The 22,821-nt window shown below is 63.8% G+C and carries 17 protein-coding genes; 6 read left to right on the forward strand and 11 right to left on the reverse strand.

Going from position 1 to position 22,821, the window contains the following annotated elements:
• The coding region (locus JJE66_RS36690; RefSeq protein ID WP_200520664.1) for an NF038122 family metalloprotease at positions 1 to 1,533 on the reverse strand (1,533 nt) is incomplete at its 3' end.
• Positions 1,534 to 1,880: 347 nt separating this feature from the next.
• On the opposite strand from JJE66_RS36690, the gene JJE66_RS36695 reads away from it, so the two are divergent.
• On the forward strand, positions 1,881 to 3,074 hold the full coding sequence (locus JJE66_RS36695; protein WP_200520665.1) for a CaiB/BaiF CoA-transferase family protein: 1,194 nt from the start codon (positions 1,881 to 1,883) through the stop codon (positions 3,072 to 3,074).
• A 93-nt stretch (positions 3,075 to 3,167) separates the two neighbouring features.
• Here the strand turns inward: JJE66_RS36695 and JJE66_RS36700 are convergent, their stop codons facing one another.
• Positions 3,168 to 3,584, reverse strand: a complete 417-nt coding sequence (locus JJE66_RS36700) for a hypothetical protein (protein WP_200520666.1) — start codon at positions 3,582 to 3,584, stop codon at positions 3,168 to 3,170.
• 236 nt (positions 3,585 to 3,820) lie between these two features.
• Between JJE66_RS36700 and JJE66_RS36705 the strand changes: the two genes are divergently transcribed.
• Positions 3,821 to 5,788, forward strand: coding sequence for an acyltransferase family protein (locus JJE66_RS36705; RefSeq protein WP_200520667.1), 1,968 nt, complete (start codon positions 3,821 to 3,823; stop codon positions 5,786 to 5,788).
• A gap of 217 nt (positions 5,789 to 6,005) precedes the next feature.
• Here JJE66_RS36705 and JJE66_RS36710 read toward each other — a convergent pair whose 3' ends face one another.
• The 7 genes from JJE66_RS36710 to JJE66_RS36740 form a co-directional block, all read right to left on the reverse strand.
• On the reverse strand, positions 6,006 to 7,523 hold the full coding sequence (locus JJE66_RS36710) for a tripartite tricarboxylate transporter permease (protein ID WP_200520668.1): 1,518 nt from the start codon (positions 7,521 to 7,523) through the stop codon (positions 6,006 to 6,008).
• An 11-nt stretch (positions 7,524 to 7,534) separates the two neighbouring features.
• Entirely contained in the window at positions 7,535 to 8,077 is a 543-nt protein-coding gene (locus JJE66_RS36715) for a tripartite tricarboxylate transporter TctB family protein (RefSeq protein ID WP_200520669.1), read from the reverse strand.
• Positions 8,078 to 8,258: 181 nt separating this feature from the next.
• Positions 8,259 to 9,239 carry a tripartite tricarboxylate transporter substrate binding protein gene (locus JJE66_RS36720; RefSeq protein ID WP_200520670.1) on the reverse strand — a complete coding sequence of 327 codons (981 nt, stop codon included), beginning with the start codon at positions 9,237 to 9,239 and terminating at the stop codon, positions 8,259 to 8,261.
• Positions 9,240 to 9,355: 116 nt separating this feature from the next.
• Positions 9,356 to 10,153 (reverse strand): enoyl-CoA hydratase/isomerase family protein, encoded by a 798-nt coding sequence (locus JJE66_RS36725; RefSeq protein WP_200520671.1) that lies wholly within the window; start codon positions 10,151 to 10,153, stop codon positions 9,356 to 9,358.
• A 32-nt stretch (positions 10,154 to 10,185) separates the two neighbouring features.
• Positions 10,186 to 11,385, reverse strand: a complete 1,200-nt coding sequence (locus tag JJE66_RS36730; RefSeq protein ID WP_200520672.1) for an alanine--glyoxylate aminotransferase family protein — start codon at positions 11,383 to 11,385, stop codon at positions 10,186 to 10,188.
• 115 nt (positions 11,386 to 11,500) lie between these two features.
• Complete coding sequence (locus tag JJE66_RS36735) at positions 11,501 to 12,784, reverse strand: MFS transporter (RefSeq protein WP_200520673.1); 1,284 nt, start codon at positions 12,782 to 12,784, stop codon at positions 11,501 to 11,503.
• 55 nt (positions 12,785 to 12,839) lie between these two features.
• A complete protein-coding gene (locus JJE66_RS36740; RefSeq protein WP_409362871.1) occupies positions 12,840 to 14,042 on the reverse strand; it encodes a pyridoxal-phosphate-dependent aminotransferase family protein in 1,203 nt (400 codons plus the stop codon).
• Between the two features lie 133 nt (positions 14,043 to 14,175).
• On the opposite strand from JJE66_RS36740, the gene JJE66_RS36745 reads away from it, so the two are divergent.
• The 3 genes from JJE66_RS36745 (at position 14,176) to JJE66_RS36755 (ending at position 18,430) form a co-directional block, all read left to right on the forward strand.
• Complete coding sequence (locus JJE66_RS36745) at positions 14,176 to 14,925, forward strand: GntR family transcriptional regulator (RefSeq protein WP_200520789.1); 750 nt, start codon at positions 14,176 to 14,178, stop codon at positions 14,923 to 14,925.
• A 105-nt stretch (positions 14,926 to 15,030) separates the two neighbouring features.
• The gene (locus JJE66_RS36750; RefSeq protein WP_200520675.1) at positions 15,031 to 18,009 is read left to right on the forward strand and encodes an FAD-binding and (Fe-S)-binding domain-containing protein; all 2,979 of its coding nucleotides are present in this window, start codon (positions 15,031 to 15,033) and stop codon (positions 18,007 to 18,009) included.
• Entirely contained in the window at positions 18,002 to 18,430 is a 429-nt protein-coding gene (locus JJE66_RS36755) for a heme-binding protein (RefSeq protein ID WP_200520676.1), read from the forward strand. The genes JJE66_RS36750 and JJE66_RS36755 overlap by 8 nt, the downstream gene beginning before the upstream one ends.
• A gap of 175 nt (positions 18,431 to 18,605) precedes the next feature.
• Here JJE66_RS36755 and JJE66_RS36760 read toward each other — a convergent pair whose 3' ends face one another.
• Both JJE66_RS36760 and JJE66_RS36765 read right to left on the reverse strand, forming a co-directional pair.
• Entirely contained in the window at positions 18,606 to 19,388 is a 783-nt protein-coding gene (locus tag JJE66_RS36760; RefSeq protein ID WP_200520677.1) for an enoyl-CoA hydratase/isomerase family protein, read from the reverse strand.
• A gap of 131 nt (positions 19,389 to 19,519) precedes the next feature.
• On the reverse strand, positions 19,520 to 21,610 hold the full coding sequence (locus JJE66_RS36765) for a molybdopterin oxidoreductase family protein (RefSeq protein WP_200520678.1): 2,091 nt from the start codon (positions 21,608 to 21,610) through the stop codon (positions 19,520 to 19,522).
• 253 nt (positions 21,611 to 21,863) lie between these two features.
• Between JJE66_RS36765 and JJE66_RS36770 the strand changes: the two genes are divergently transcribed.
• Positions 21,864 to 22,820 (forward strand): tripartite tricarboxylate transporter substrate binding protein, encoded by a 957-nt coding sequence (locus tag JJE66_RS36770; protein ID WP_200520790.1) that lies wholly within the window; start codon positions 21,864 to 21,866, stop codon positions 22,818 to 22,820.
• The last annotated feature ends 1 nt before the right edge of the window (position 22,821 follow it).

Below are 22,821 nucleotides of genomic sequence, written 5' to 3' on the forward strand. Positions count from 1 at the left end.
ACTCTCCAGCGTGGTGCTGCTTCCGGTGACGAGACCCGTGAGATTATTGACGTAGTTGCCGCTACTGTCGACGCTCCAGATGGTGTACTGGTCCGTCCCCGGGGTTTTCCAGGCAATGTCATAACCCGTCGAGGTCTGCTCCGCTCCGATCGGTGCCCAGGGCGGAAACTGATTGGTGACGACGGCCGCGCCATCGCGCATCAACTCCGGTCCCGAGCCGGAATGATAGAGAAAGTAATTGTTGGCGATCTGCGTGAGGCTGGTGACGCCGGCGGACTCGATGACCGTCTTCACAACGCCGATCGTACCGTCGCCATTGAGGTCCTGATGGAACGTGGTCTCGAGCGACTCCAGCGCGTAGCTCGTTCCTGAGACAGCGTCGTCGAGCGTCGACAGGTAGTTGCCGGTGCCATCGACGCTCCACACCGTGTACTGATCGACGCCGGGCGCTTTCCAGGCAACGTCGTACCCGCTGCCGACCTGCTCGGCGCCGATCGGCGCGAGCGGTGAGTATTGGCCGACGACAACCGATACGCCGCCGTATTTCAGCGACGGGCCAGCACCGCCCGCGGTCGGATTGAGGAAATAATTGCTTCCCGCGCTCACCAAGCTGGTGAGGCCGAAGGCCTCGATCGTCGTCGGCGAGTTGACCGCGAGATGAAATCCGAGCGCATCGAGCTGCTGCAGATCAATCGACGTCAACCCCTGAAGAGTGCTGCTGGTATAGTATTCGTTGAAGGGGTCGTTGGGCCCCTGCACGCCGCTGTTGAGGAAATCGCTCGGATCGGAACTCCGGCCGTAATCGGCAAGCTTGGTGACACCCCCGTCCAGCGAGAAGTACGCCGCCGGTGCGGTCGCACCACCCGAGAACAGGCGGACGCCCGCGCTCGTGAAGCGGTAGAAATCGAAAACGTCGGGTGCCGAACCATATGGCACCCGCCCCATCGCGTGCGTCAGTTCATGCAGGGCAACGCCGACCAGGAGGTTGGGATTGATGTCCGTGGAAAAATTCGCGCTGGCATCGTCGGTCGTGGTGTCGTTGGCAGCGATCACGCCCCATAGCTTCAATTGCGCATACCAGGCCGCGACGTTCGATTGTCCCTGGATGGTGGAACCGCTCGGCAGGCTGTTGAATGTGGTGTCGCCTGCACTCGCGTTGTTGAGCAGCTCCGAGCGGACCCACGAATAATTTTCATAGTAGCCATTGTCGGGGCCAGCCGACGCGCCGCCGCCGGTGCCGCTGTAGTCGATTTTGATGTTGACGGTGATCTTGTCGGTGATGTTGGCAGCCAGGATCGCAACGGCCTGCTGCAGGCCGTTCTTGAAACTGGCGGGCGCCGCCTGCGCCGCCGCATCTAGGATCAGGTTGATCGTGATGCCGCCCGAGGTGACCGACATGACTGAGCCGGTCGTCGAACCGTCGGTCGCGCCTCCCGAACCGGCCGGAACGTAGCTCCCTTGAATGGTGTTGCCGACGACCGTGTAAAAGGGATCGTCGGAGAGCAGGTCGTCCTGGGTAGATGTCGATGTCATCTCGTCGTCTCGACTTGGGTTCCGACCCTCGGATCTGGCGCGAACGCGGCACGAAGCGCCGAGACTGGCCCGGTGCGGGGAACGTCATGCTCCGGATGCAGAGGATTGATCTTGCAGAGTTAATTTGCAGTTTCGATCGCGCCGGCACGGTGATGGCGACCCTTCATCGACTCTACGCCGACAGTCAACCCCGGTTAACTCCCGGTATTTGCGGTGCCTTTCAGGCGAAAGCCCGCCATCGCCCAGCCCATGCGCCCGCCGTATACGCCGCCAAACCATTGAATTTCTGCTAAACTTGCCCGATCAGAAGATCCGTCAAAGCCCTGTCCTCCCGGAGCCACCCAAAGATGCCCTTTCCGCCTGCCTCAGAAGCCCTGTCGCGCTTCACCGTGCTCGATCTGACCCGCGTCCGTTCCGGGCCCACCTGCGTACGCCAGCTCGCGGACTGGGGCGCCACGGTGATCAAGATCGATGCGCTCACCGAGGATTCCGGCGGCGAGCAGCCGGGCGGCCCGCGGCGGGGCTCCGACTTCCAGAATTTGCACCGCAACAAGCGGGCGATGACGCTGAACCTGAAGGACGAGCGCGGACTTGCGGTGTTCAAGAGGCTTGCTGCCAAGGCCGACGTCGTGGTCGAGAATTTCCGCCCCGACGTGAAGAAGAAGCTCGGCATCGACTATGAGAGCCTCGCCAAGATCAATCCGCGCATCGTCTACGGCAGCATCTCCGGCTTCGGCCAGGACGGCCCCTATCACAAGCGCCCCGGCTTCGATCAGATCGCCCAGGGCATGGGCGGCCTAATGTCGATCACCGGCGCGCCGGGCGAAGGTCCGATGCGGGTCGGCATTCCCGTCGCCGACCTCACCGCTGGCCTGTTCTGCGCCATGGGCATCCTCACCGCACTGCTCGAGCGCGAGGTCTCCGGCAAGGGCCAGTGGGTGCAGACCTCGCTGCTCCAGGCCCAGATCTTCATGCTCGACTTCCAGGCCGCCCGCTGGCTGATGGAGAAGGAGGTCGCCAAGCAAGCCGGCAACAACCATCCGACCAGCATCCCGACCGGCGTATTCAAGACCTCGGACGGCTACATCAACATTGCCACCACCGGCGGGCGGATCTGGGAGCGCTGTGCGCAGTCCATCGGCGCCCCCGAGCTTTACAGCCATCCCGATTATGCGACGGCCCCTGCCCGCTCCAAGAACCGCGACGCGCTCAACGCCGAGATCGAGAAGCGCACCGTGACGAAGTCGACCGAGACCTGGGTCCGTGAGCTCAACGAGGCCGGCGTGCCCTGCGGACCGATTTATGCGATCGACCAGATGTTCGAGGACGCGCAGGTCAGGCATCTCGGCATCGCCCAGGACGTGCCCAACGACGAGGACCGCCACATCCGCCTGGTCGGCCAACCCGTGACGCTGTCGCGCACGCCGAGCAAGATGGTAGCGCGGCCGCCGGAATTCGGCGAGCAGACCGACGAGGTGCTGAAGGAGTTCGGCTTCGGAGCCGACGAGATCGCAAAACTCAGGGACGCCAAGGTGGTGTGAGGCCCGCGCAACCCATCAGCAAAGGCAACCCATCAACGAAGAAAGGCTCGGCCTTTCGACCGAGCCTTTGAGCCGAACCGCGGACTCCGCTGGCTAGCGCGAGTAAATGCCGGGAGCGTGATAGCCGTTCGGATAGCACCGGCCATCGGAATAATTGTAATCATAGCCGTCGCCGCAGCCACGACGGCGGCGAGGCGGACCGGCGTCATACACCCCCGGCGCGTGATAACCGTTCGGATAACAGCGACCGTTGGAATAATTGTAGTCATAGCCATCGCCGCAGCCACCGCGCGGCGGACCGCCACGGCCGTAGCCGTAGCCACCGCGATTGTCGTAGACGCCGGGCGCATGATGGCCGTTTGGATAGCAGCGACCATCGGAGTAGTTGAGATCATAACCGTCGCCGCAACGAATCTGGACCTGCTGCAAGGGCGGCCTTAACGCGGCCGTTGAACGCCCGGCCTCCTTCGTCGGAATCAACGCCAAAGCGACCAAGGCAACTGCGATCATCGATCACTCCTCCCAGCAATATCTACGCTCCAGCATGGTCAGATTTGCCCGGGCGTCAACAGAGAACAACGCGACGAAGCCGCACGCCATCCCGCGATTGAAACGCCCCGCCGATGTCATGACCGGATCGCCATTTCGCCTGCACCATGACGCGCCGCCTGTTGGTCGCGCCTCCCGCTACCCGGCGTCGATCTTTGCGATTGTCTCCCCAGCTGGCTTGAGCTAACCCAGACGAAATGCAACTTCACATCAGCGAGAGCCTCGCCCACAAGTCGTGGTACCGGCCTGACATTGACGGGCTGCGCGCCATCGCGGTGGTCTCCGTCGTTCTGTTCCACTACGGAGCGCCGATCCGCGGCGGCTTCACCGGGGTCGATATCTTTTTCGTCATCAGCGGGTTCCTGATCACTCAAACCCTGGTGGCCGAGATCGCGGCCGGGACGTTTTCGATTGTCGGGTTTTACGACCGACGAATCCGCCGCATCCTGCCTGCACTCTTGGTGATGCTGGCAGCAACGCTTGCTGCAGGCACGCTGCTTCTCACGCCGGGAGATTACGCATCTCTCGGCACCACGGCCGCGATGGCGACATTTGGCGCCTCGAACATCTTCTTTCTCGCTCACACCGGCTACTTCGACCGAACCTCCGACCTTCTGCCGCTTCTGCACACCTGGTCACTCGCGGTCGAAGAGCAGTTTTACCTGGTCTGGCCGTTGCTGTTGTACCTGCTGTCGCGGTGGGGTTCGCGGGTTTTCATGGCCAGGGTTCTGGCCGCCCTCGTCATCATCGTGTGCGCGGCCAGCATCGCCTACTTCCGCGTCGACCCCAAGGCCGCGTTCTTCCTTGCGCCTCCTCGCGCATGGGAACTCGGGATCGGCGCGCTGCTGGTGTTCCTTCCAGCGTTGAACCGCGCTGCCGGCGAGACCGCCGCGTTGATCGGCCTGACGCTGATCGCGATCGGGTTCACGATCTCGCCCACGAAGTTTCCGGGCGAATTTGCGCTCTACCCCTGTGTCGGCGCGGGATTGATCGTCTGGCCGCGGTCCGGAAAAGCCACATCGAGCGAGATGCTTGGCTTGCTCGCGCCGATCGGGCTGATCTCGTACAGTCTCTACCTTTGGCACTGGCCGATATGGGTGCTGTATCGGATCTACATCAACGGAGCTTCGCCGGGCGCGACAGAAGCTACCTGTCTCGCAATCATCTCTCTCATCGTCGCAACCCTTTCGTACCGCTATGTGGAGACGCCGTTTCGTCGCCGGCGACGGAAGCCGGTACGAACAATCGCCGCGGGCATCGCGGCCATGCTGACGATGTTCGTCGCTGGGCTCTCCATCAGTGCGGCCAACGGATTGCCGCAGCGCTTTCCCGCAGAAGCCCAGCCCTTGCGCGATCTTGCCACGATGTGGGATTGGCCGTGTCAGGAAACGACCGTCGACGGGGTAGGCCCTTATTGCGTTTTCGGCGCTGCCTGGGACACCGCCAAGCACAAATCGATGATCTGGGGCGACAGCCATGCGCAGCATATTGCGCCGATCATAGAGGCGGTCGCGCGCGATCGAGATCGCTCCTTTCTCGTCTTTGCCGGATGCTCGGCCGTGCTCGGCGACGGCAATTCGATCATATCGATCGGAGTACCGAATTATCCGCAACGTTGCGGGCGCCTTCATGCGCTTGCAATGAAGCTGCTCGCGGATACTGCGATCGATCAAGTCGTCCTGACATCGAGCTGGCTGGAGCTGCCGCGGCGGATAGGCAATGATGACGAGGCCCGCGGTGCCAGCGCCATGCGCGACGCCCTGATCAAGCTCGTCGGAGAAATCTCGGCGCCCGGTCGGCAAGTCGTTCTCATCGGCGGAGAGCCGGAATTGCCCTTGCAAGTCGTGGAATGCGCTCACGCCGAGATCGCAGGACTATGGCGGGCGCCTTGCGAATCCGAACTCGGCTCGGCCGATGCACGCACGATCCTGCAGAGATCGGCCGTCGTCGACGACATTATCGCAGGGATCGCACAAACGCACGCTAATGTCGCGACCGCATTCCCGGCCCGCAACCTATGCAACGACCAAGGTTGTGACATCAGGCTCGACGGCGAGTTTCTGTATCGCGATCCGAGCCATATCAGGCGCAATTTGAAGCCGCAGACCAGGCGCGACTTTGCCGACAAGATCGGTCTCACTGCTGCGTTAAGCCGGCCACGGTGAGATCCTCGAGGCCGCACGCAACGCGGACGATCTCGAAAATGCTGATTCGGAAACGACAAAGCCCGGCGCGAGCCGGGCTTTGCTTCTTGTTGGAGAGGCGCGCCAAGCGCTGTGCCGAGACAGCGATATTCAGCAACAATCGAGCACAAGCGGTATCCTGACCAAAATACCACCAACTCGCCATAGGATTGATTCCAAACGAGATTATCGGATCGCTCTAACGCGATGTCGTCCCTGTCCGCTGCGTCCATCCAACGCGGACGAGCAACCCATCGATCGCCGGCCAGAACAGCAGCACGATCGCCAGCGTCGTGATCGAGCCGACCAGGCCGTTCGACCAGAACACTTTGAGGTCGCCGCCGGAGCCGATCATCGACAGGCGGAAGGCGTCCTCGGCGCGGTTGCCGAGCACGAGAGCGAGGGTAAACGGCGCCAGGGGAATGCCGATCTTCTTGAAGACATAGCCGACGACACCGAAGCCCAGCATCAGCCAGATGTCGAACATCGCATTCTGGATCGCATAGGCGCCGATCGCGCAGGACACCACGATCATCGGCGCCACGGCGGCGAACGGTACGCGCAGGATCGAGGCGAAGATCGGCACCGTCGTCAGCACCAGCACGAGGCCGACGACATTGCCGAGATACATCGAGGCGATCAGGCCCCAGACGAAATCCTTGTGCTCGACGAACAGCAGCGGTCCGGGATTGAGGCCCCACACCATCAGGCCGCCGAGCAGGATCGCGGCGGTGCCGGAGCCGGGAATGCCGAGCGCCAGCATCGGCAGCAGCGCCGCGGTGCCGGAGGCATGCGCCGCCGTTTCCGGCGCGAACACGCCCTCGATGCGGCCCTTGCCAAAACTTTCGGGATCCTTCGAAAAGCGCTTGGCGAGATTGTAGCCCATGAAAGACGCCGCGATCGCGCCTCCCGGGGTAATGCCGAGCCAGCAGCCGATGAAGGAGGAGCGCAGCAGCGTCACCCAGTACTTCGGCAGGTCCTTCCACACGCTCAGCACCACGCGCAGCGAGATGCTCGCCGCGTGGCCGCGCAGCGCCAGCCGCTCCTCCATCGTCAAAAGGATCTCGCTGATGCCGAACAGGCCGATCACGGCGACGAGGAAGTTGATGCCACGGAGCAGCTCGGACGAGCCGAAGGTCATGCGCAGCTGGCCGGACACCGTATCCATGCCAATACCGGCGAGCAGCAGGCCCAGCGACATCGAGATCACGGTCTTGTGCTTGGCTTCGCGGCCGAGGCCGACGAAGGAGCAGAAGGTCAAGAGATACACCGCGAAGAACTCGGGCGGACCGAACTTCAACGCAAACGACGAGATCATCGGCGCAAGGAAGGTGATGAGCAGCACCGCGACCAGCGAGCCGATGAAGGAGGAGGTGAACGCCGCGGTCAGCGCCTCGGCCGCCCTGCCCTGCTGCGCCATCGGATATCCGTCGAAGGTGGTCGCAACCGACCAGGCTTCGCCGGGGATGTTGAACAGGATCGAGGTGATTGCGCCGCCGAACAACGCGCCCCAATAAATGCAGGACAGCATCACGATCGCCGAGGTCGGATCCATCGTGAAGGTCAGCGGCAACAGGATCGCAACGCCGTTGGGGCCGCCGAGCCCGGGTAGTACGCCGACGAAGATGCCGAGCACGAGCCCCACCATCATCAGCACGAGCGTCTTCCCCGTCAGCAGGACGGCGAAACCGTGGAGCAAGAGACCGAAAGCTTCCATCGCGGATCCGCCTAGTAGCCGAAGGCCGCTTCGAGCGGCCCCTTCGGCATGATGACGTCGAAGGCGATATCGAAGGTGACGAACATGATCGCCGTGAACAGGAAGGCGGTGAGCAGCGACTTCCACAGCGCGATCTTGCCGATCGCCCGCATGAAGCCCGCGATCAGGAGGAAGCTCGCGACATAGAGGCCGAGGAACTGCGTCACCAGGCAGAACAGCAGCGTCGGCACGAACACCGCCATCACGCGGCGTGCCTGCGCGCGCGTGACGAAGGTCTCGGATACCGCGCGGCGTGCGAGCAATGCTGCGATCAGGCCATAGATGCTGCCGCAGCCGAGGACGATGGAGAGATAGAACGGGAAATAGCCGGGTTCGGGCCCGGTCGAATCCCAGGAGGCACCGGTGCGCCAATTGTCGAAGCCAAGCGCGACGGCGAGCGCGAGCAGCAGCAGGCAGACGATGATTTCGACCGTGCCGGAGCTCACGACGGCGGGCGAGTCGTCTTCAGGCGCAGTCGGATCCTCGACGGCGATTTCAAGATCGGTTTGGGACATGCTCTACAACAAACGCTGTGGCCAATCCCCTCTCCGCGCTTGCCGGGAGAGGATTAGGGTGAGGGGGGAGTCTCCACGGGGACGGTGAAAGCTAGACTCGCGGAGAGTCCCCCTCACCCGAATTCGATCTACGATCGAATTCGACCTCTCCCCGCAAGCGGGGCGAGGTGAAGAAGACCGGCTACTTCGCGACGAAACCGGCTTCCGTCATCAGCGACTTGTTGACGGCATCGTCCTCCTCGAGGAATTGCACCATGTCCTTGCCGGTGAGGAAGATCGGTTTCAACGCCTGCTTTTCCATGTAGTCCTTGTATTCGGTGGTCTGCGTCACCTTGTGGAACAGCTCGACGTAGAAGGCCTGCTGCTCCGGCGTGACCTTGCCGGGCAGGAACACCGCGCGCAGCATCAGATACTGGACGTCGACGCCCTCCTCCTTGCAGGTCGGGATGTCGGCCCAGGACTGCGTGTCCGTCACCTTGGCTGTGTAGGAGATGCGCTCCTTGTCGAACACACAGAGCGGCCGCACCTGGCCGGCGCGCCAGACTTCGAGATTTTCGGACGGGTTGTTGACGTTGGATTCGGTGTGGTTGCCGACCAGCTGGGTTGCGGCCTCGCCGCCGGACTTGTAGGGCAAATAGGAGAATTTCGCGCCGGTCTTCTGCTCGAGGAAAACAGTGAGCACGTGATCCTCGCGCTTGGACCCGGTGCCGCCCATCTTGAACGGGGAGCTCGCGGCCTTCGCGGCCGCGACGAATTCCTTCAACGTCTTGGGGCCGGCGCTGTTGTCCCACAGCACGAACTGGTCGAGCGCGATCACCGAGACCGGGGTCAGCTCACGCCAGTTGAACGGGATCTTGGCCGACAGCGGCAGCATGTAGATCAGCGAATAGGCGATCAGCACCTTGTTCGGATCGCCCTCGCTGGATTTCATGTACATCAGCGCTTCCGCGCCCGAGGCGCCGCCCTTGAGCGAGACCACCATCGGCTGCTTCATCAGATTGTTCTTCTGAATCGCGGCCTGCATCATCCGCGCCATCTGGTCGGAGGCACCGCCCGCGCCCGCCGCCACCACGATCTCGACGGGTTTGGTCGGTTCCCAGCCGGCAAAGGCTGGCGCGCTCAATAACAGGGCCGTCGCAGCGCCGACGGCCTTCACTGACATTCGCACGAGTTTCGTCCCCTGGTTCTTTTTTGGTTTTGTATTGTGCGGACTAAAGATCGCGAGTTCAAGCAGGCGAACATTCCGCCGCATATGACTTTCGGCTGACGAAGCGCGCGCTACTTGCCCTTCCAGTTCGGCGTGCGCTTGTTGAGGAAGGCGTCCATGCCCTCACGGAAATCTTCGCTCATATAGGCCTTGAGGATCAGATCCTCGCCTTCCTCGCGCGACAGCGTGCGGCGGATGCGGCGCACTGCTTCCTTGGTCGCCTCCAGCGTGAGCGGCGCGTGGCTCGCAACGAGCTTTGCAGTTTCATCCGCACGACGCTGCAGCGTCTCGACGTCGGGCACGATCTCGTTGAGCAGGCCAAGCGCCAATGCTTCCGGTGCCTCGACCAGGCGCGCCTTGAAGATCATGTCCTTGGCGCGCGCGGGCCCGACCAGCGAGACGACGCGGCTGATGTTCGACATCGACAGGCAATTGCCGAGCGTGCGCGCGATCGGGAAACCCATTCGCGTCGTCTCGGTGCCGATGCGGAGATCGCAGCAGGCCGCGATGCCGGCGCCGCCGCCGGTGCAGGCCCCCGCGATGGCCGCGATCACGGGCACGCGGCACTGTTCGAGCGTGCCGAGCACGCGGTCGATCCGCGCCTCGTAGTCGAGCGCATCCTGCGCCGTCTTGAACGCACGAAACTGGGAAATGTCGGTGCCTGACGCAAACGCCTTGTCGCCGGCGCCGGTGAGGATCAACGCCTTGATCGAACGGTCTGCGTTGATCTCGGTGCAGATCTCCGCCATGCGGTCATACATGGCGAAGGTCATGGCGTTGCGCGCCTGCGGGCGGTTGAAGGTGATCCGCGCGATGCCGTCCGTGACGGAGTAGAGCAGGTCTTCGTTGGTCGTCGTCGGTGCATTCATCGCGCGCTCACTTCTTCTTCAAGTTAGATAGTTCAAGCCACCTGAGCTTTGGCAATCGGCACCACGTCGCGTCCCTTCAGGACGTCCATGGCCGCCAGCACGCCGCCGCTCCGGTGCGGAATCTTTGCAAGATCCAGGCCCATCTCGACGCCGGCGAGCGTGCCCATCAGCATCAGATCGTTGAAATGACCGATATGGCCGATGCGGAACACCTTGCCCTTGATCTTGTTCAGGCCGGTGCCGAGCGACATGTCGAAGTTTTCGAGCACCACCTTGCGGAAGGCGTCGGCGTCATGACCGTCCGGCACGCGCACGCCGGTCAGCGCCGGCGAGTGTGCGGCGGGATCGGCGCATTGCGTCTCCAGACCCCAGACCTTGACTGCTGCGCGCGTCGCTGCGCTGTGGCGCTTGTGACGGGTCCAGACGTTCTCCAGCCCTTCCTCTTCCAGCATCTTCACGGCTTCACGCAGGCCGTAGAGCAGATTGGTCGCCGGCGTATAGGGGAAGGTGCCGAGCTTGTTGAAGCTGATGACCTCCTGCCAATCCCAATAGGATCGCATGCCCGGATTGGTCTTGGCGACAGCGAGCGCCTTCTCCGAGACGGCGTTGAAGCCGAGGCCCGGCGGCAGCATCAGGCCCTTTTGCGAGCCCGCGACCGAAACGTCGATGCCCCAGGCATCGTGCTCGTACTCCATCGAGCCGAGGCCGGAGATGGTGTCGACCATCAAGAGTGCCGGATGCTTGACGCGATCGAGCAGCTTGCGCACCTCCGCGGGCGGCGTCACGCAGCCGGTCGAGGTTTCGTTGTGGACGACGCAGACCGCCTTGATCGCATGCTGCTTGTCGGCAGCGAGGCGCTTCTCGATCTCGACGAGATCGGCGCCATGGCGCCAGTCGCTCGGGATGAAGTCGACGTCGAGCTTGAACTTCTCGGCAATGCCGCGCCACAGCACGGCGAACTGGCCGGTCTCGCACATCAGGATCTTGTCGCCGGGTGCGAGCACATTGACCATCGCCGCTTCCCAGGCGCCGGTGCCGGACGACGGGAAGATGATCACGGGCTGCTTGGTGCGGAACACGCGCTGCATTGCGGCGAGCACGCCGAAACCGAGCTCGGCGAACTCCGGACCACGATGGTCCAGCGTCGGCATGTCCATCGCCCGCAGCACGCGGTCGGGCACGTTGGTCGGTCCTGGAATCTGGAGAAAATGCCTTCCAGTATGCACGGTCATCGGCGTCCTTCCCGGTCTAGCCTTATTTTGATGGCCGCCGAATAGCACCATTTGACCGGCTTGTCCCCTCTCCAAAGGGCTGCTCCCATGCATAACCGGTGGACCTCCGCCGCCCCTACTCCGCAGCCATCACCTTGCGGGACGGCACCAGTCCTTCGGCGTCCGTGAACGGGCGCTCCGGGTGCATCAGGAAGGCGGAGAAGCCGCCGAGCAACAGCAGGCCCATCGACATCAGGAACGGCAGGTACCAATTCCCGGTCGCATCGATCACGAAGCCCGCGACCAGCGGGGAGACGATCGCGGCGAAGGCCGAGCCGGTGTTCATGAGTCCTGAGGCGGTGCCCGAGTATTTCGGGGCGATGTCCATCGGGATCGACCACATCGGGCCGATCACGAGCTCGGCGCAGAAGAAGCCGGCCGACAGACACAGCGCCACGATCGTGATGTCGTGGACGAACAGGATCGGAAACAGCGAGAGCAGCGCCCCCGCAAATCCCGCAACGGTGACGCTGAGCCGCGCCAGGCGGACATTGCCGGTGCGGTCAAGGATCTTGTCCGAGATCACGCCGCCGACGCTGTCGCCGATCACGCCGGCGAAGAACACACCCGAGGCGAACAGGGCCGAGTTCTTGATGTCGAGATTGTAGTTGTTCTTGAAGAAGAGCGGCAGCCAGTTGAGATAGAGCCACAGGCTCCAGCCGTAGCAGAAATAGGTCAGCGTCACCGGCCACATCCGCCCGAACAGCGGACCCCACGGCACGCGCGGCCGCTCGCCGGTCGGGCGCGGCGGCAGCGTGGCGAGCTCGGCTTCCGTGATCGAGGCGTGTTCTTTCGGCTCGTTGCGGAAGTACCAGACCCAGATCACGCCCCAAACGAGACTGACGAAACCGAGCGCGACGAAGGCGCCGCGCCAGGTCAGCCACAGGATCAAGAGCGCCACCACCGGCGGCGTAATCGCATTGCCGAGCCGGGCGAAGGAATGGGTCAGGCCTTGCGCGAAGCCGCGGCGGTTCGCCGGCGTCCAGTATTGCATCGCGCGCGTCGCGGTCGGGAACGTCGCACCTTCGCCGAAGCCGAGCGCGAACCGTGCGAGGAACAGCGCAGGGAGACTGTTGACGAAGCCGGTCGAGATGGTGGCCGCGGCCCAGATGACGCCGCACCAGAACAGCGTCTTGCGCGGTCCGAAATGATCACCGACCCAGCCGCCGAACACCTGGAACAGGAGGTACGGATAGGCGAAAGCGGAGAAGACGAGACCGAGCTGGGTGTTCGACAGACCCAGCTCCTTCTGGATCTCGCCGGCGGCGGTGCCGATGTTCACCCGGTCGACATAGGTGATGAAATACATCGCGCAGAGCATTGCCAGCACGATATGCGTGGCCCTGAACCGAATTTTCATCTCCACCCCTCCTTGATCGCTTCTTATGATTGCCGCTCGCGTGTCCCTGGGCGATTTAAGTACCGACCACTTTCAGATGCGGCGAGGCATTGCCTTGCGGGCGCTGCTCCAGCAGCTTCATCGCGACGTCGACGCCGCCCGAGCGGTGCGGCACGCCGGCGACCGACAGACCCATCTCCACGCCGGTGAGCGCACCGAGCAGCGTCAGCGCATTGCATTCGCCGAGATGGCCGATGCGGAAGACTTTTCCGGCGACCTTGGAGAGGCCCGAGCCGAGCGACATGTTGTAACTGTCGAGCACGATCTTGCGGAATTGATCGGCGTCATGTCCCGGCGGCATCAGCACTGCGGTGAGCACCGGCGAGAATTCGGCCGGCTCCTGGCACAACACTTCGAGGCCCCAATGGTTGACGGCCGCGCGCGTCGCCGCCGCTAACCGCTGGTGGCGCGCAAACACGTTGTCGAGCCCCTCTTCGAGCAGCATCGCGATCGCCTCGCGCAGGCCATAGAGCAAATTGGTGGCGGGCGTGTAGGGGAAGAAGCCCTTTGCGTTCGGCTTGAGCATCTCCTCCCAGTCGAAATAGGAGCGCGGCATCTTGTTGGTCTTGGCCGCAGCGCGCGCCTTCTCCGAGATCGCGTTGAAGCCGAGACCGGGCGGCAGCATGAAGCCTTTCTGCGAGCAGCTGACGCTGACATCGACCTTCCACTCCTCGTGGCGATAGTCGACCGAGCCGAGTGAGGAGATGGTGTCGACCATCAGCAGGGCCGGATGCGAGGCGCGGTCGATCGCAGCGCGGATCTCGGCGATGCGGCTGGTCGCACCCGTCGAGGTCTCGTTGTGCACGACCATGACGGCCTTGATCGTGTGCGCGGTATCCTCTGTGAGCTTCGCTTCGATCACGGCCGGATCGGCGCCGCGGCGCCAGTCGCCCGGCACGAAATCGACCTCGATGCCAAAGCGGCCCGCCATCTGCCGCCACAGCGTGGCGAAATGACCGGTCTCGACCATCAGCACCTTGTCGCCTGGCGACAGGGTGTTGACGATCGCGGCCTCCCAGGCGCCCGTCCCCGACGAGGGGAAGATGATGACAGGCCCCTTGGTCTGGAAAATTGTCTGGCTGCCTTCGAGCACGGTGCGGCCGAGATCGCCGAATTCGGCACTGCGGTGGTCGATCACCGGCATGTCCATGGCGCGCAACACGCGCTCAGGGACCGGGCTCGGCCCCGGAATCTGAAGGAAATGGCGTCCCTGATGCATGAAAACCTCCCTGTCGGCGGGTTCTGACCGGCTCTGCCGGCTATTTTGCATTCATTTTTTGTACTTTCAATCTAAATTTGGTATTCGATTGTGGACATCGACGCGACCCAACGGGCAAACTACTGTGCTGCAAATGAAATCCACGATTCCCGACGCCGGGGTTCCAATCGCCCCACCGGCCGGCAATGGCGGCGACCGCCAAGAAGACCGTCAGGAGGCCTCGCTCCATGGCGAGATCCTGCTGCGGCTGCGCGACTACGTCGTGGAAGGCAACATTCCCGACGGCGCGCGCGTTCCCGAGCGGCAACTCTGCGAGATGTTCGGCATCTCCCGCACGCCCTTGCGCGAAGCCCTGAAAGTGCTCGCCGCCGAGGGGCTCATCGAACTATTGCCGAACCGGGGCGCCCGAATCCGCCAGCTCAGCCAGCGCGATCTGGAAGAGCTGTTCGATATCATGGCGGGACTGGAGAGCCTGGCCGGACGCCTTGCCTGCGAGGCCATTACCGATGCGGAAATCCTCGCGATCGAGCAACTGCATTACGAGATGTACGGCCACTATCTGCACCGCGACATGCACGGCTATTTCCAGACCAACCAGCGCATCCACGAGAGCATCGTCACGGCCGCGCGCAACGAGACGCTGAAGACCGCCTACGCCAATTTCGCGGGGAGAATCCGCCGAGTCCGTTACTCCGCCAATTTCGCCCGCAAGCGGAAGCGTTGGGCGGAAGCGATGCGCGAGCATGAGGCCATCCTCGATGCGCTGCGCCGCCGCGCGGGCAGCGAGCTCAGCGACATCCTGTTCCAGCACCTGCGCAACAAGCGGGCGGCCGCGATCGAACACCTAACCGAGCCCCAGGACGAGGCGCCAGTCTCGCCTTGAGAGACGGCGGCCTTGCTCATTTTGAATTCATAATATAATCGGTCAGAAACAAGAATGAATAATCCATCAGGGTCGGAGGCCCGTTGGATCGCTCCGGGATCAGGGATGACAAACGCCACCTCGCTCGAACGGCGCCTGCGCGCGGACGTGACCGGCGACGTCCTGTTCGATCGCTTCAGCCGCGGCCGCTACGCCACGGACGCCTCGTTCTACCAGATCGTGCCGTCAGGCGTGGTCGTGCCCAAGACCATGGACGAGGCCTTGCTGGCGCTGGCGATTGCCCGCGACGAGGGCGTGAAGGTCACTCCGCGCGGCGGCGGCACCTCGCAATGCGGCCAGACCGTCAATGACGGACTCGTGGTCGATCTCTCGAAGCATCTCAACCGCATCCTGTCGCTCGACGTCGAGGGCCGGAGCTGCGTGGTCGAGCCCGGCATCGTGCTCGACGACCTCAACCGCCAGCTCAAAAAGCACGGCCTGTGGTTTCCCGTCGACGTCTCCACGGCCTCGCGTGCCACCATCGGCGGCATGGCCGGCAACAATTCCTGCGGCGGCCGCTCTCTCCGTTACGGCACCATGCGCGACAACACGCTATCGATGGAGGCTTCGCTAGCCGATGGCACGCTGAGCCGTTTTGGCGAGGTCTCGCGTGACCTCTCGGATAGCGACGCAGGCGACACCATGCGCGCCCTGTTTCGCGACATGCTCGATCTCGGCTCCCGCGAGGCCGACGAGATTGCGGCGCGCTTTCCCAAGGTGCAGCGCCGCGTCGGCGGCTACAATCTCGATGCGCTGGTGCCGCGCAACGCGCGCAACAACATGGCCCATCTGCTGGTGGGCTCGGAAGGCACGCTGGCCTTCACCACCAAAGTCGAGCTGAAGCTGTGGCCGGTGATCCGCAACAAGGTGCTCGGTGTCTGCCATTTCGGCAGCTTCTACGAGGCGATGGACGCGGCCCAGCACCTGGTCAAGCTGAAGCCGATTGCCGTCGAGCTGGTCGACCGCACCATGCTCGCGCTCGGCCGCGACATCGCGATGTTCAAGCCGATCATCCATGCCGCGATCAAGGGCGATCCGGACGCCGTGCTGGTGGTCGAATTCGCGGAGGAAGACCAGGCCGACAATCTGCAACGCCTGAAGCAGCTCGGCGTGCTGATGGACGATCTCGGCTTCGCCTGGGGCAACGACAAGCGCAAATGGGGCGGCGTGGTCGAGATATCAGAGCCTGCGCTCCAGAGCGGGATTGCGGATTTTCGTGCCGCCGGCCTCAACGTCATGATGTCGATGAAGCAGGAGGGCAAACCGGTCTCCTTCGTCGAGGACTGCGCCGTGCCGCTGCCGCATCTGGCCGACTACACCCAGCGGCTGAACGAAATCTTCGCAAAACACGGCACCAGCGGCACGATGTACGCGCACGCCTCCGAAGGCTGCCTGCATGTGCGCCCGGTGCTGAATCTCAAGCTCGAAAAAGACGTCAAGGCGATGCGCGCCATCGCCGAAGAGACCTTCGCGCTGGTGCGCGAATACAAAGGCTCGCATTCGGGCGAGCATGGCGACGGCCTGGTGCGTTCGGAATTCCACGAAAGCATATTCGGCGAGCGCCTCGTCGCCGACTTCAGGGAGGTCAAGCACCGCTTCGATCCCGACGGCGTGCTCAACCCCGGCAAGATCGTCGATGCGCCGAAGATGGACGACCGCTCGCTGTTCCGCTTCAAGCCCGACTATCGCGTCGCCGACCTCAAGACAAAACTCGACTGGTCCGCTTATCCCGGCGCCGGCGGCGGCTTCCAGGGCGCAGTCGAGATGTGCAACAACAACGGCGCCTGCCGCAAGCTCGAGGGCGGTGTGATGTGCCCGTCCTACCGCGCAACGCGCAACGAAAAGGACGTCACGCGCGGGCGCGCCAACACGCTACGGCTCGCGATCTCCGGCCAGCTCGGACCGGACGCACTCTCGTCCGACGAGATGATGGAAACGCTCAAGCTTTGCGTCTCCTGCAAGGCCTGCCGCCATGAATGCCCGACCGGCGTCGACATGGCCAAGATGAAGATCGAGGTGCTGGCCGCGCGCGCAACCTCCCACGGCCTGACGTTGCGTGATCGCCTGGTCGGCTACCTTCCGCGTTACGTCGGCCTCGCGTCGCGCTTCGCGCCGATCGTGAATCTGCGCAACAACAGCCCGCTGCTGCGAAAGCTGTTCGAACGTTTCGCCGGTATCAGCGCGCGCCGCGCCCTGCCCGCCTTCCGCAGCGACGTGTTCGTGCCGCCGGCTGCCAGCGTCGGGCCGGAAACGGGCCGCGAGGTCGTGCTGTTCGCCGACACCTTCAACCGCATCTACGAGCGCGAAAATCTCGACGCCGCGTTGCGCGTGCTCACGGCCGGTGGCTATCGCGTGCACATGCCGAAGCCTGCGAGCGGCGGCCGGCCGCTGTGCTGCGGGCGCACCTTCCTGTCAGCCGGCCTCGTCGATGAAGCCAGGACCGAGCTCGACCGGCTCGTGACCGCCTTCGCGCCCTTCGCCGCGCGTGGCGTGCCGATCGTCGGCCTCGAGCCGAGCTGCCTGTTGACGCTGCGCGACGAGCTCGCATCGCTCCGCAAGGACGACGACGCCAAGGCCGTCGGCGCCCATGCGCTGACCTTCGAGGAATTTCTGGTGCGCGAGGCCGAGGCCGGCCGGCTGCAATTGCCGCTGGGTGCCGTCGCCGACAAGGCCATGGTGCACGGCCATTGCCACCAAAAATCCTTCGGCGCGTTCAAGCCGGTCGAGCAGGTGCTGCGCCTCGTCCCCGGCCTCGAGGTCGAGACCATCGAATCCAGCTGCTGCGGCATGGCCGGCGCCTTCGGCTACGGTGCCGACACCTATGATGCTTCGATCGAGATGGCCGAGCTGTCGCTGCTGCCCGCAGTGCGGCGCGCAGACCAGAATACGCTGGTCGTCGCCGATGGCACCTCCTGCCGCCACCAGATCCACGACGGCGCGCAGCGCGTAGCACTTCACGTCGCGCGCGTGCTGGCGATGAGCCTCGATCGCACCGAGACCCAATCCACGACCAATCCCATTGCAAAGGAACCCAGCCATGGCTGACCTCACCCTCGACACCGCCCGAAAAATCCTCGACGCCGCTTTGGCAAAGTCCGGCGAGCTGAAGCTGAAGCCGCTGGTCGTCACCATCCTGGACGCGCGCGGCGTGCTCAAGATCGCAGCGGCGCAGGACGGCACCAGCCTGATGCGCGCCGAGATCGCGCACGGCAAGGCCTATGGCGCGCTCGCCATGGGCATGGGCTCGCGCGCGCTGTACCAGCGGGCGCAGGAGCAGGCCTATTTCATCGACGCCGTGAACACCATCGCCAAGGGCGCGCTGGTGCCGGTCCCCGGCGGCGTGCTGATCCTGGACGGCACGACCTTGCTCGGCGCCGTCGGCGTCTCCGGCGACACCTCCGACAATGACGAGGCTTGCGCGGTGGCCGGCATCCAGGCGGCAGGCCTGAAGGCCAACGCCGGGTAGCTCGTCTTCCGGAACGCACCACCTGGCGCGCGCCGACGAATGACGTCAGGCGAGAAACCCGATTCTGCCTTGATACAGCTGTTTTGCCCGACGGAGCAAGCCATTTTCGGTAAGACCGAAAATTCTTAGGGCGTTTCAACCCCATCTCTACTGTGCATGGGGTTGTTTTTCGATTTCACTTTCCCGTCCAGATCGGCTTCCGCTTCTCGCCGAACGCCTTCAGCCCCTCCTTGGCGTCTTCGGTCATCGCGAGCAGTGCGATCTGGCTTTCGGTGTAGGCGATGCTCTCGTCGAACGACATCGCGGCGATGGCACGCATGGCGTATTTGCCGCGGCGGATCGCGGTCGGGGATTTGTCGACGATGCGGCCGATCAGCCAGTCGACCTTGGCATCGAGCTCGGCCGTGGACACGACGTAGTTGAGCAGGCCTGCGCCGAGCGCGGCTTGCGCGTCGAAGGGTTCACCGGTGAGCGCCCATTCGTTGACGAGACGCGGCGGCGCGATTCTCTGCAACAGGCTCAGCACCTGCATCGGAAACACGCCGACCTTCACCTCCGGCAGGCCGAAGATGACGTGATCGGCCGCAACCGCCATGTCGGTCATGCACAACAGACCCATGCCGCCGGCCATGCAGACGCCGCCGACGCGCGCGATCGCAGGCTTCGTCGCGTTCTGCGACAGGCGCAACAGATCGGCATAGTCGACATTCGGCCTGGAATGATCCATCGCGAAAGCCGCACCGGAATTCTGCAAATCGGCGCCGGCGCAGAACGCCTTGTCGCCCGCGCCGGTCAGCACGATCACGCGGACATCCTTGTCCTCATGCGCCTCGCGATAGCCGCGTGTGATGCCGGCGATCACATCGCCGTTCAGCGCGTTGCGTTTCTCGGGCCGGTTGATGGTGATCCAGAACGCCTGCCCGCGCTTCTCGGTGATGACGCCTGTGGTGTCGGTCATGACGCAGCTTCCTTGCTCCCGGTTTGCAGCCATTTGCGGCAGCCGGGGTGCGAGGTGCAAGGGCAATCTGCCAGGAGGCGACGCTTTAGCGCATCGACGCAAATTTGCGCGCGATCGAGCGCGGGCGCGGCTCAGGCCGCGACCGCTTTCCGGATCCATACCTTGTTGTCGTGGAACGCAGCCCCGCCGATCGGCGCGACGGCCTCGGCCCCCGTCAACATGTTGATGCCGCGGCCACCGATATGATTCTTGTTCGGGTGCACGGACTCCGCGATCAGCACACCCCGTCGCACGCCCTCGAACAACACAGCAATCAGCGTAGTCTCACCGCGGGTGTTGCCGAGCGTCACGGCGTCGCCGTCGGCAATGTCGAGGGCGGCCGCATCCAGCGGATGGATCATCACGCTCGCCTTGCCCTCGCGCGCCTGCGAAGACGGGGTCTCGTTGAAGGTGGTGTTGAGGAAGCTGCGCGACGGGCTGGTCGCAAGCCGGAATGGATGGGCCTTGTTGGTGCGCTCAATCACGGCCCAGTGGTCCGGCAGCGACGGCATCTTGTCGAACTCGCCCATCATCAAGCCGAACGGTGGATTTGCCCAGTCGGCCTTGAAGTGGAATTTCTTGTCGGCGTGGGCAAAGCCGTCGAGATAATGCGCGGTGCGAAAGTCAGGCTGGAGGTCGCGCCAGATGTCGGCCTCGAGGCTCGCGATGTCGCCATGGTCGCTCAGCTTCAGCGTCGCGTCGATCAATTCGCGCGGCGTCATCTCGAAACCCCGGTGTTTCGCGCCAAGCCGCGGCGCCAGCGCCTGCAACACCTCGTGATTGGAACGGCACTCGCCCGGAGGGTCGATCAGCTTCGGCCCGACCGAGATGTGCTGGTGTCCGCCACCGTAATAGAGGTCGTCATGCTCCATGAACATGGTGGCCGGCAGCACGATGTCGGCCATCTGCGCCGTCTCGGTCATGAACTGCTCGTGCACCGCGACGAACAGATCCTCACGCGCAAACCCCTGCCGGACCAGCGCCTGCTGCGGCGCGACCGTCATCGGGTTGGTGTTCTGGATCAGCATCGCCTTCACCGGGCCCTTGCCTTGCAGGGCCTCGGCATCGCCGGTGAGGATGCGTCCGATCTGCGACTGGTCGAGCGCGCGCGTGGTCTTGTCGATCGCGTCGTGGCCTTCGATGATGGATTCGTTGAAGTGCCACAGCGCGTAATTGTTGAAGAAGGCACCACCGCCCTCGTACTGCCAGGCGCCGGTCACCGCCGGAATGCAGTTCGCCGCATGCATCTGTGTCGCGCCGTTGCGCGAGCGCGTGAAACCGTAGCCGAGACGAAGGAAGGTCCGCTTGGTCTCGCCGACGGCCTTGGCAAAGGCCTCGATCTCCGCCACCGGTACGCCAGAGATCGCCGAAGCCCATTCCGGCGTGCGCGTCTTCAGATGCGCCTCGAGCTCATCCGGGCAATCGGTGTACTTGTCCATATAGGCGCGATCGGCATGGCCGTCGCGAAACAGGACATGCATCACGCCGCAGGCAAACGCACCGTCAGTGCCGGGCCGCAGCAGGATCTTGATGTCAGCCTGCTTCATCGTCTCGTTGTCGTAGATGTCGATAGCCGCGATCTTGGCGCCACGCTCCTTGCGGGCCCGCGCGGCGTGCGTCATTACGTTGACCTGGGTGTTGACGGGATTGGTGCCCCAGATCACGACGAGATCCGACAGCGCCATCTCGCGCGGATCAACGCCGGCGATCCTGCCGGTGCCGACGGCATAACCGACGCGCGCAATGTTGGCGCAGATGGTCGAATAGAAGCGCGAATATCTCTTCACATGCGTCAGCCGGTTGAGACCGTCACGCATCACCAGCCCCATCGTGCCGGCGTAATAGTAAGGCCAGATCGATTCCGCGCCGAACTCGCGCTCGGCCTGATTGAAGCGATGCCCGATCTCGTCGAGCGCCTCGTCCCAGGAAATCCGCGCGAACTGGCCGGAGCCCTTCGCACCGGTGCGGCGCATCGGAAACATCACCCGCTCCGGATGATGGATGCGCTCGGCGTAGCGCGCGACCTTGGCGCAGACCACGCCGGCCGTATAGGTCTGCTTTTTCGAGCCGCGGACACGCCCGATGCTGCGGCCTTCGACCACCTCGATATCGAGCGCGCAAGCCGACGGGCAGTCGTGCGGACAGGTGGAGTGGCGGATCTCGATCTTGGCGTGCTGGTTCATGACCAATTTCGTAACACCAAAATACCGGGCAGCCGAGGGCATTTATCCGGCAATGCCCATGCAAAATGCTCAAACCATGCGCGCGACCTGGTTCCTGCCGCGACTGCGAAATGCCCCTCGGTCACACCGAAACCAGCCCGGTATTCCGGCCGGAATCGACTTTCTGAGGCGTCGACAGCCCGCGTGCGCTGCCGCTACAGTGCCGGCCAATAAGAACGACATGAGGGAGGTGGGCGTGACGGCTCGACGATTGATGCTGGCGCTGGCCGCCAGCCTGCTCACGATAGTCTCCGCAAGCCCCTCCCTCGCACAGGATTACCCCGCGCACGCGGTCCGGATCGTCGTGCCGTTCGGCGCCGGCGGGCCGGCCGATGTCGCGGCTCGCCTGATCGGCAATGCGCTCCAGGAGCGATTTGGCCAGCCCTTCGTGGTCGAGAACCGCAGTGGCGCTGGCGGCGTCATCGGCACGGTCGAGGCGGCGAAGTCGCCGGCCGACGGCTACACATTGCTGATGATGTCCAACACCCAGACTGCAAATGAATCGCTGCTGACGCCGGAGCAGCGCAAATACGATCTGATGCGCGACCTCGCGCCGATCACGCCGGTGAACTATTCCGATCTCGTCATCGTGGTGAACCCACAGGTCGCCGCGAAGACATTGCAGGAGTTCATCGCGCTCGCCAAGGCGCAGCCGGGCAAACTGAACTACGCCTCCTCCGGCCAGGGCACGCCGTACCACATGGCCGGCGAGCTGTTCAAAGCCATGGCCGGGATCGACATCGTCCACGTCCCCTACCGCAACAGCGGCGAGGCGCGCAGCGGCGTGATCGGCGGCCAGGTGCAGATGATGATCGACGCGGTGCCGGCGATGGCGCCGAACATCGGAGAGAACCAGGTCCGCGCGCTCGCGACCACCGGCAAGCAGCGCTCGGCGGTGCTGCCGAACGTGCCGACTGCCGGCGAGGCCGGTGTGGCAGGCTATGAGGCGACGATCTGGCTTGGCTTGATGGCGCCGGCGGGCACGCCGAAGCCTGTCATCGACAAGCTCAACGCTGCCGTGAACGCGATGGTGAAGCGGCCCGACATCGTCAAGCTCTGGACCGACCAGGGTGCCGTACCCATGTCGATGTCGCCCGAGGAGTTCGAAAAGTTCCTGCGCGGCGACATCGCGAAATGGGCCGATGTCGTCAAGAAGTTCGACAAGTCCTGAG

It is taken from the genome of Bradyrhizobium diazoefficiens (assembly GCF_016612535.1).
Lineage (GTDB): Bacteria > Pseudomonadota > Alphaproteobacteria > Rhizobiales > Xanthobacteraceae > Bradyrhizobium > Bradyrhizobium diazoefficiens_C.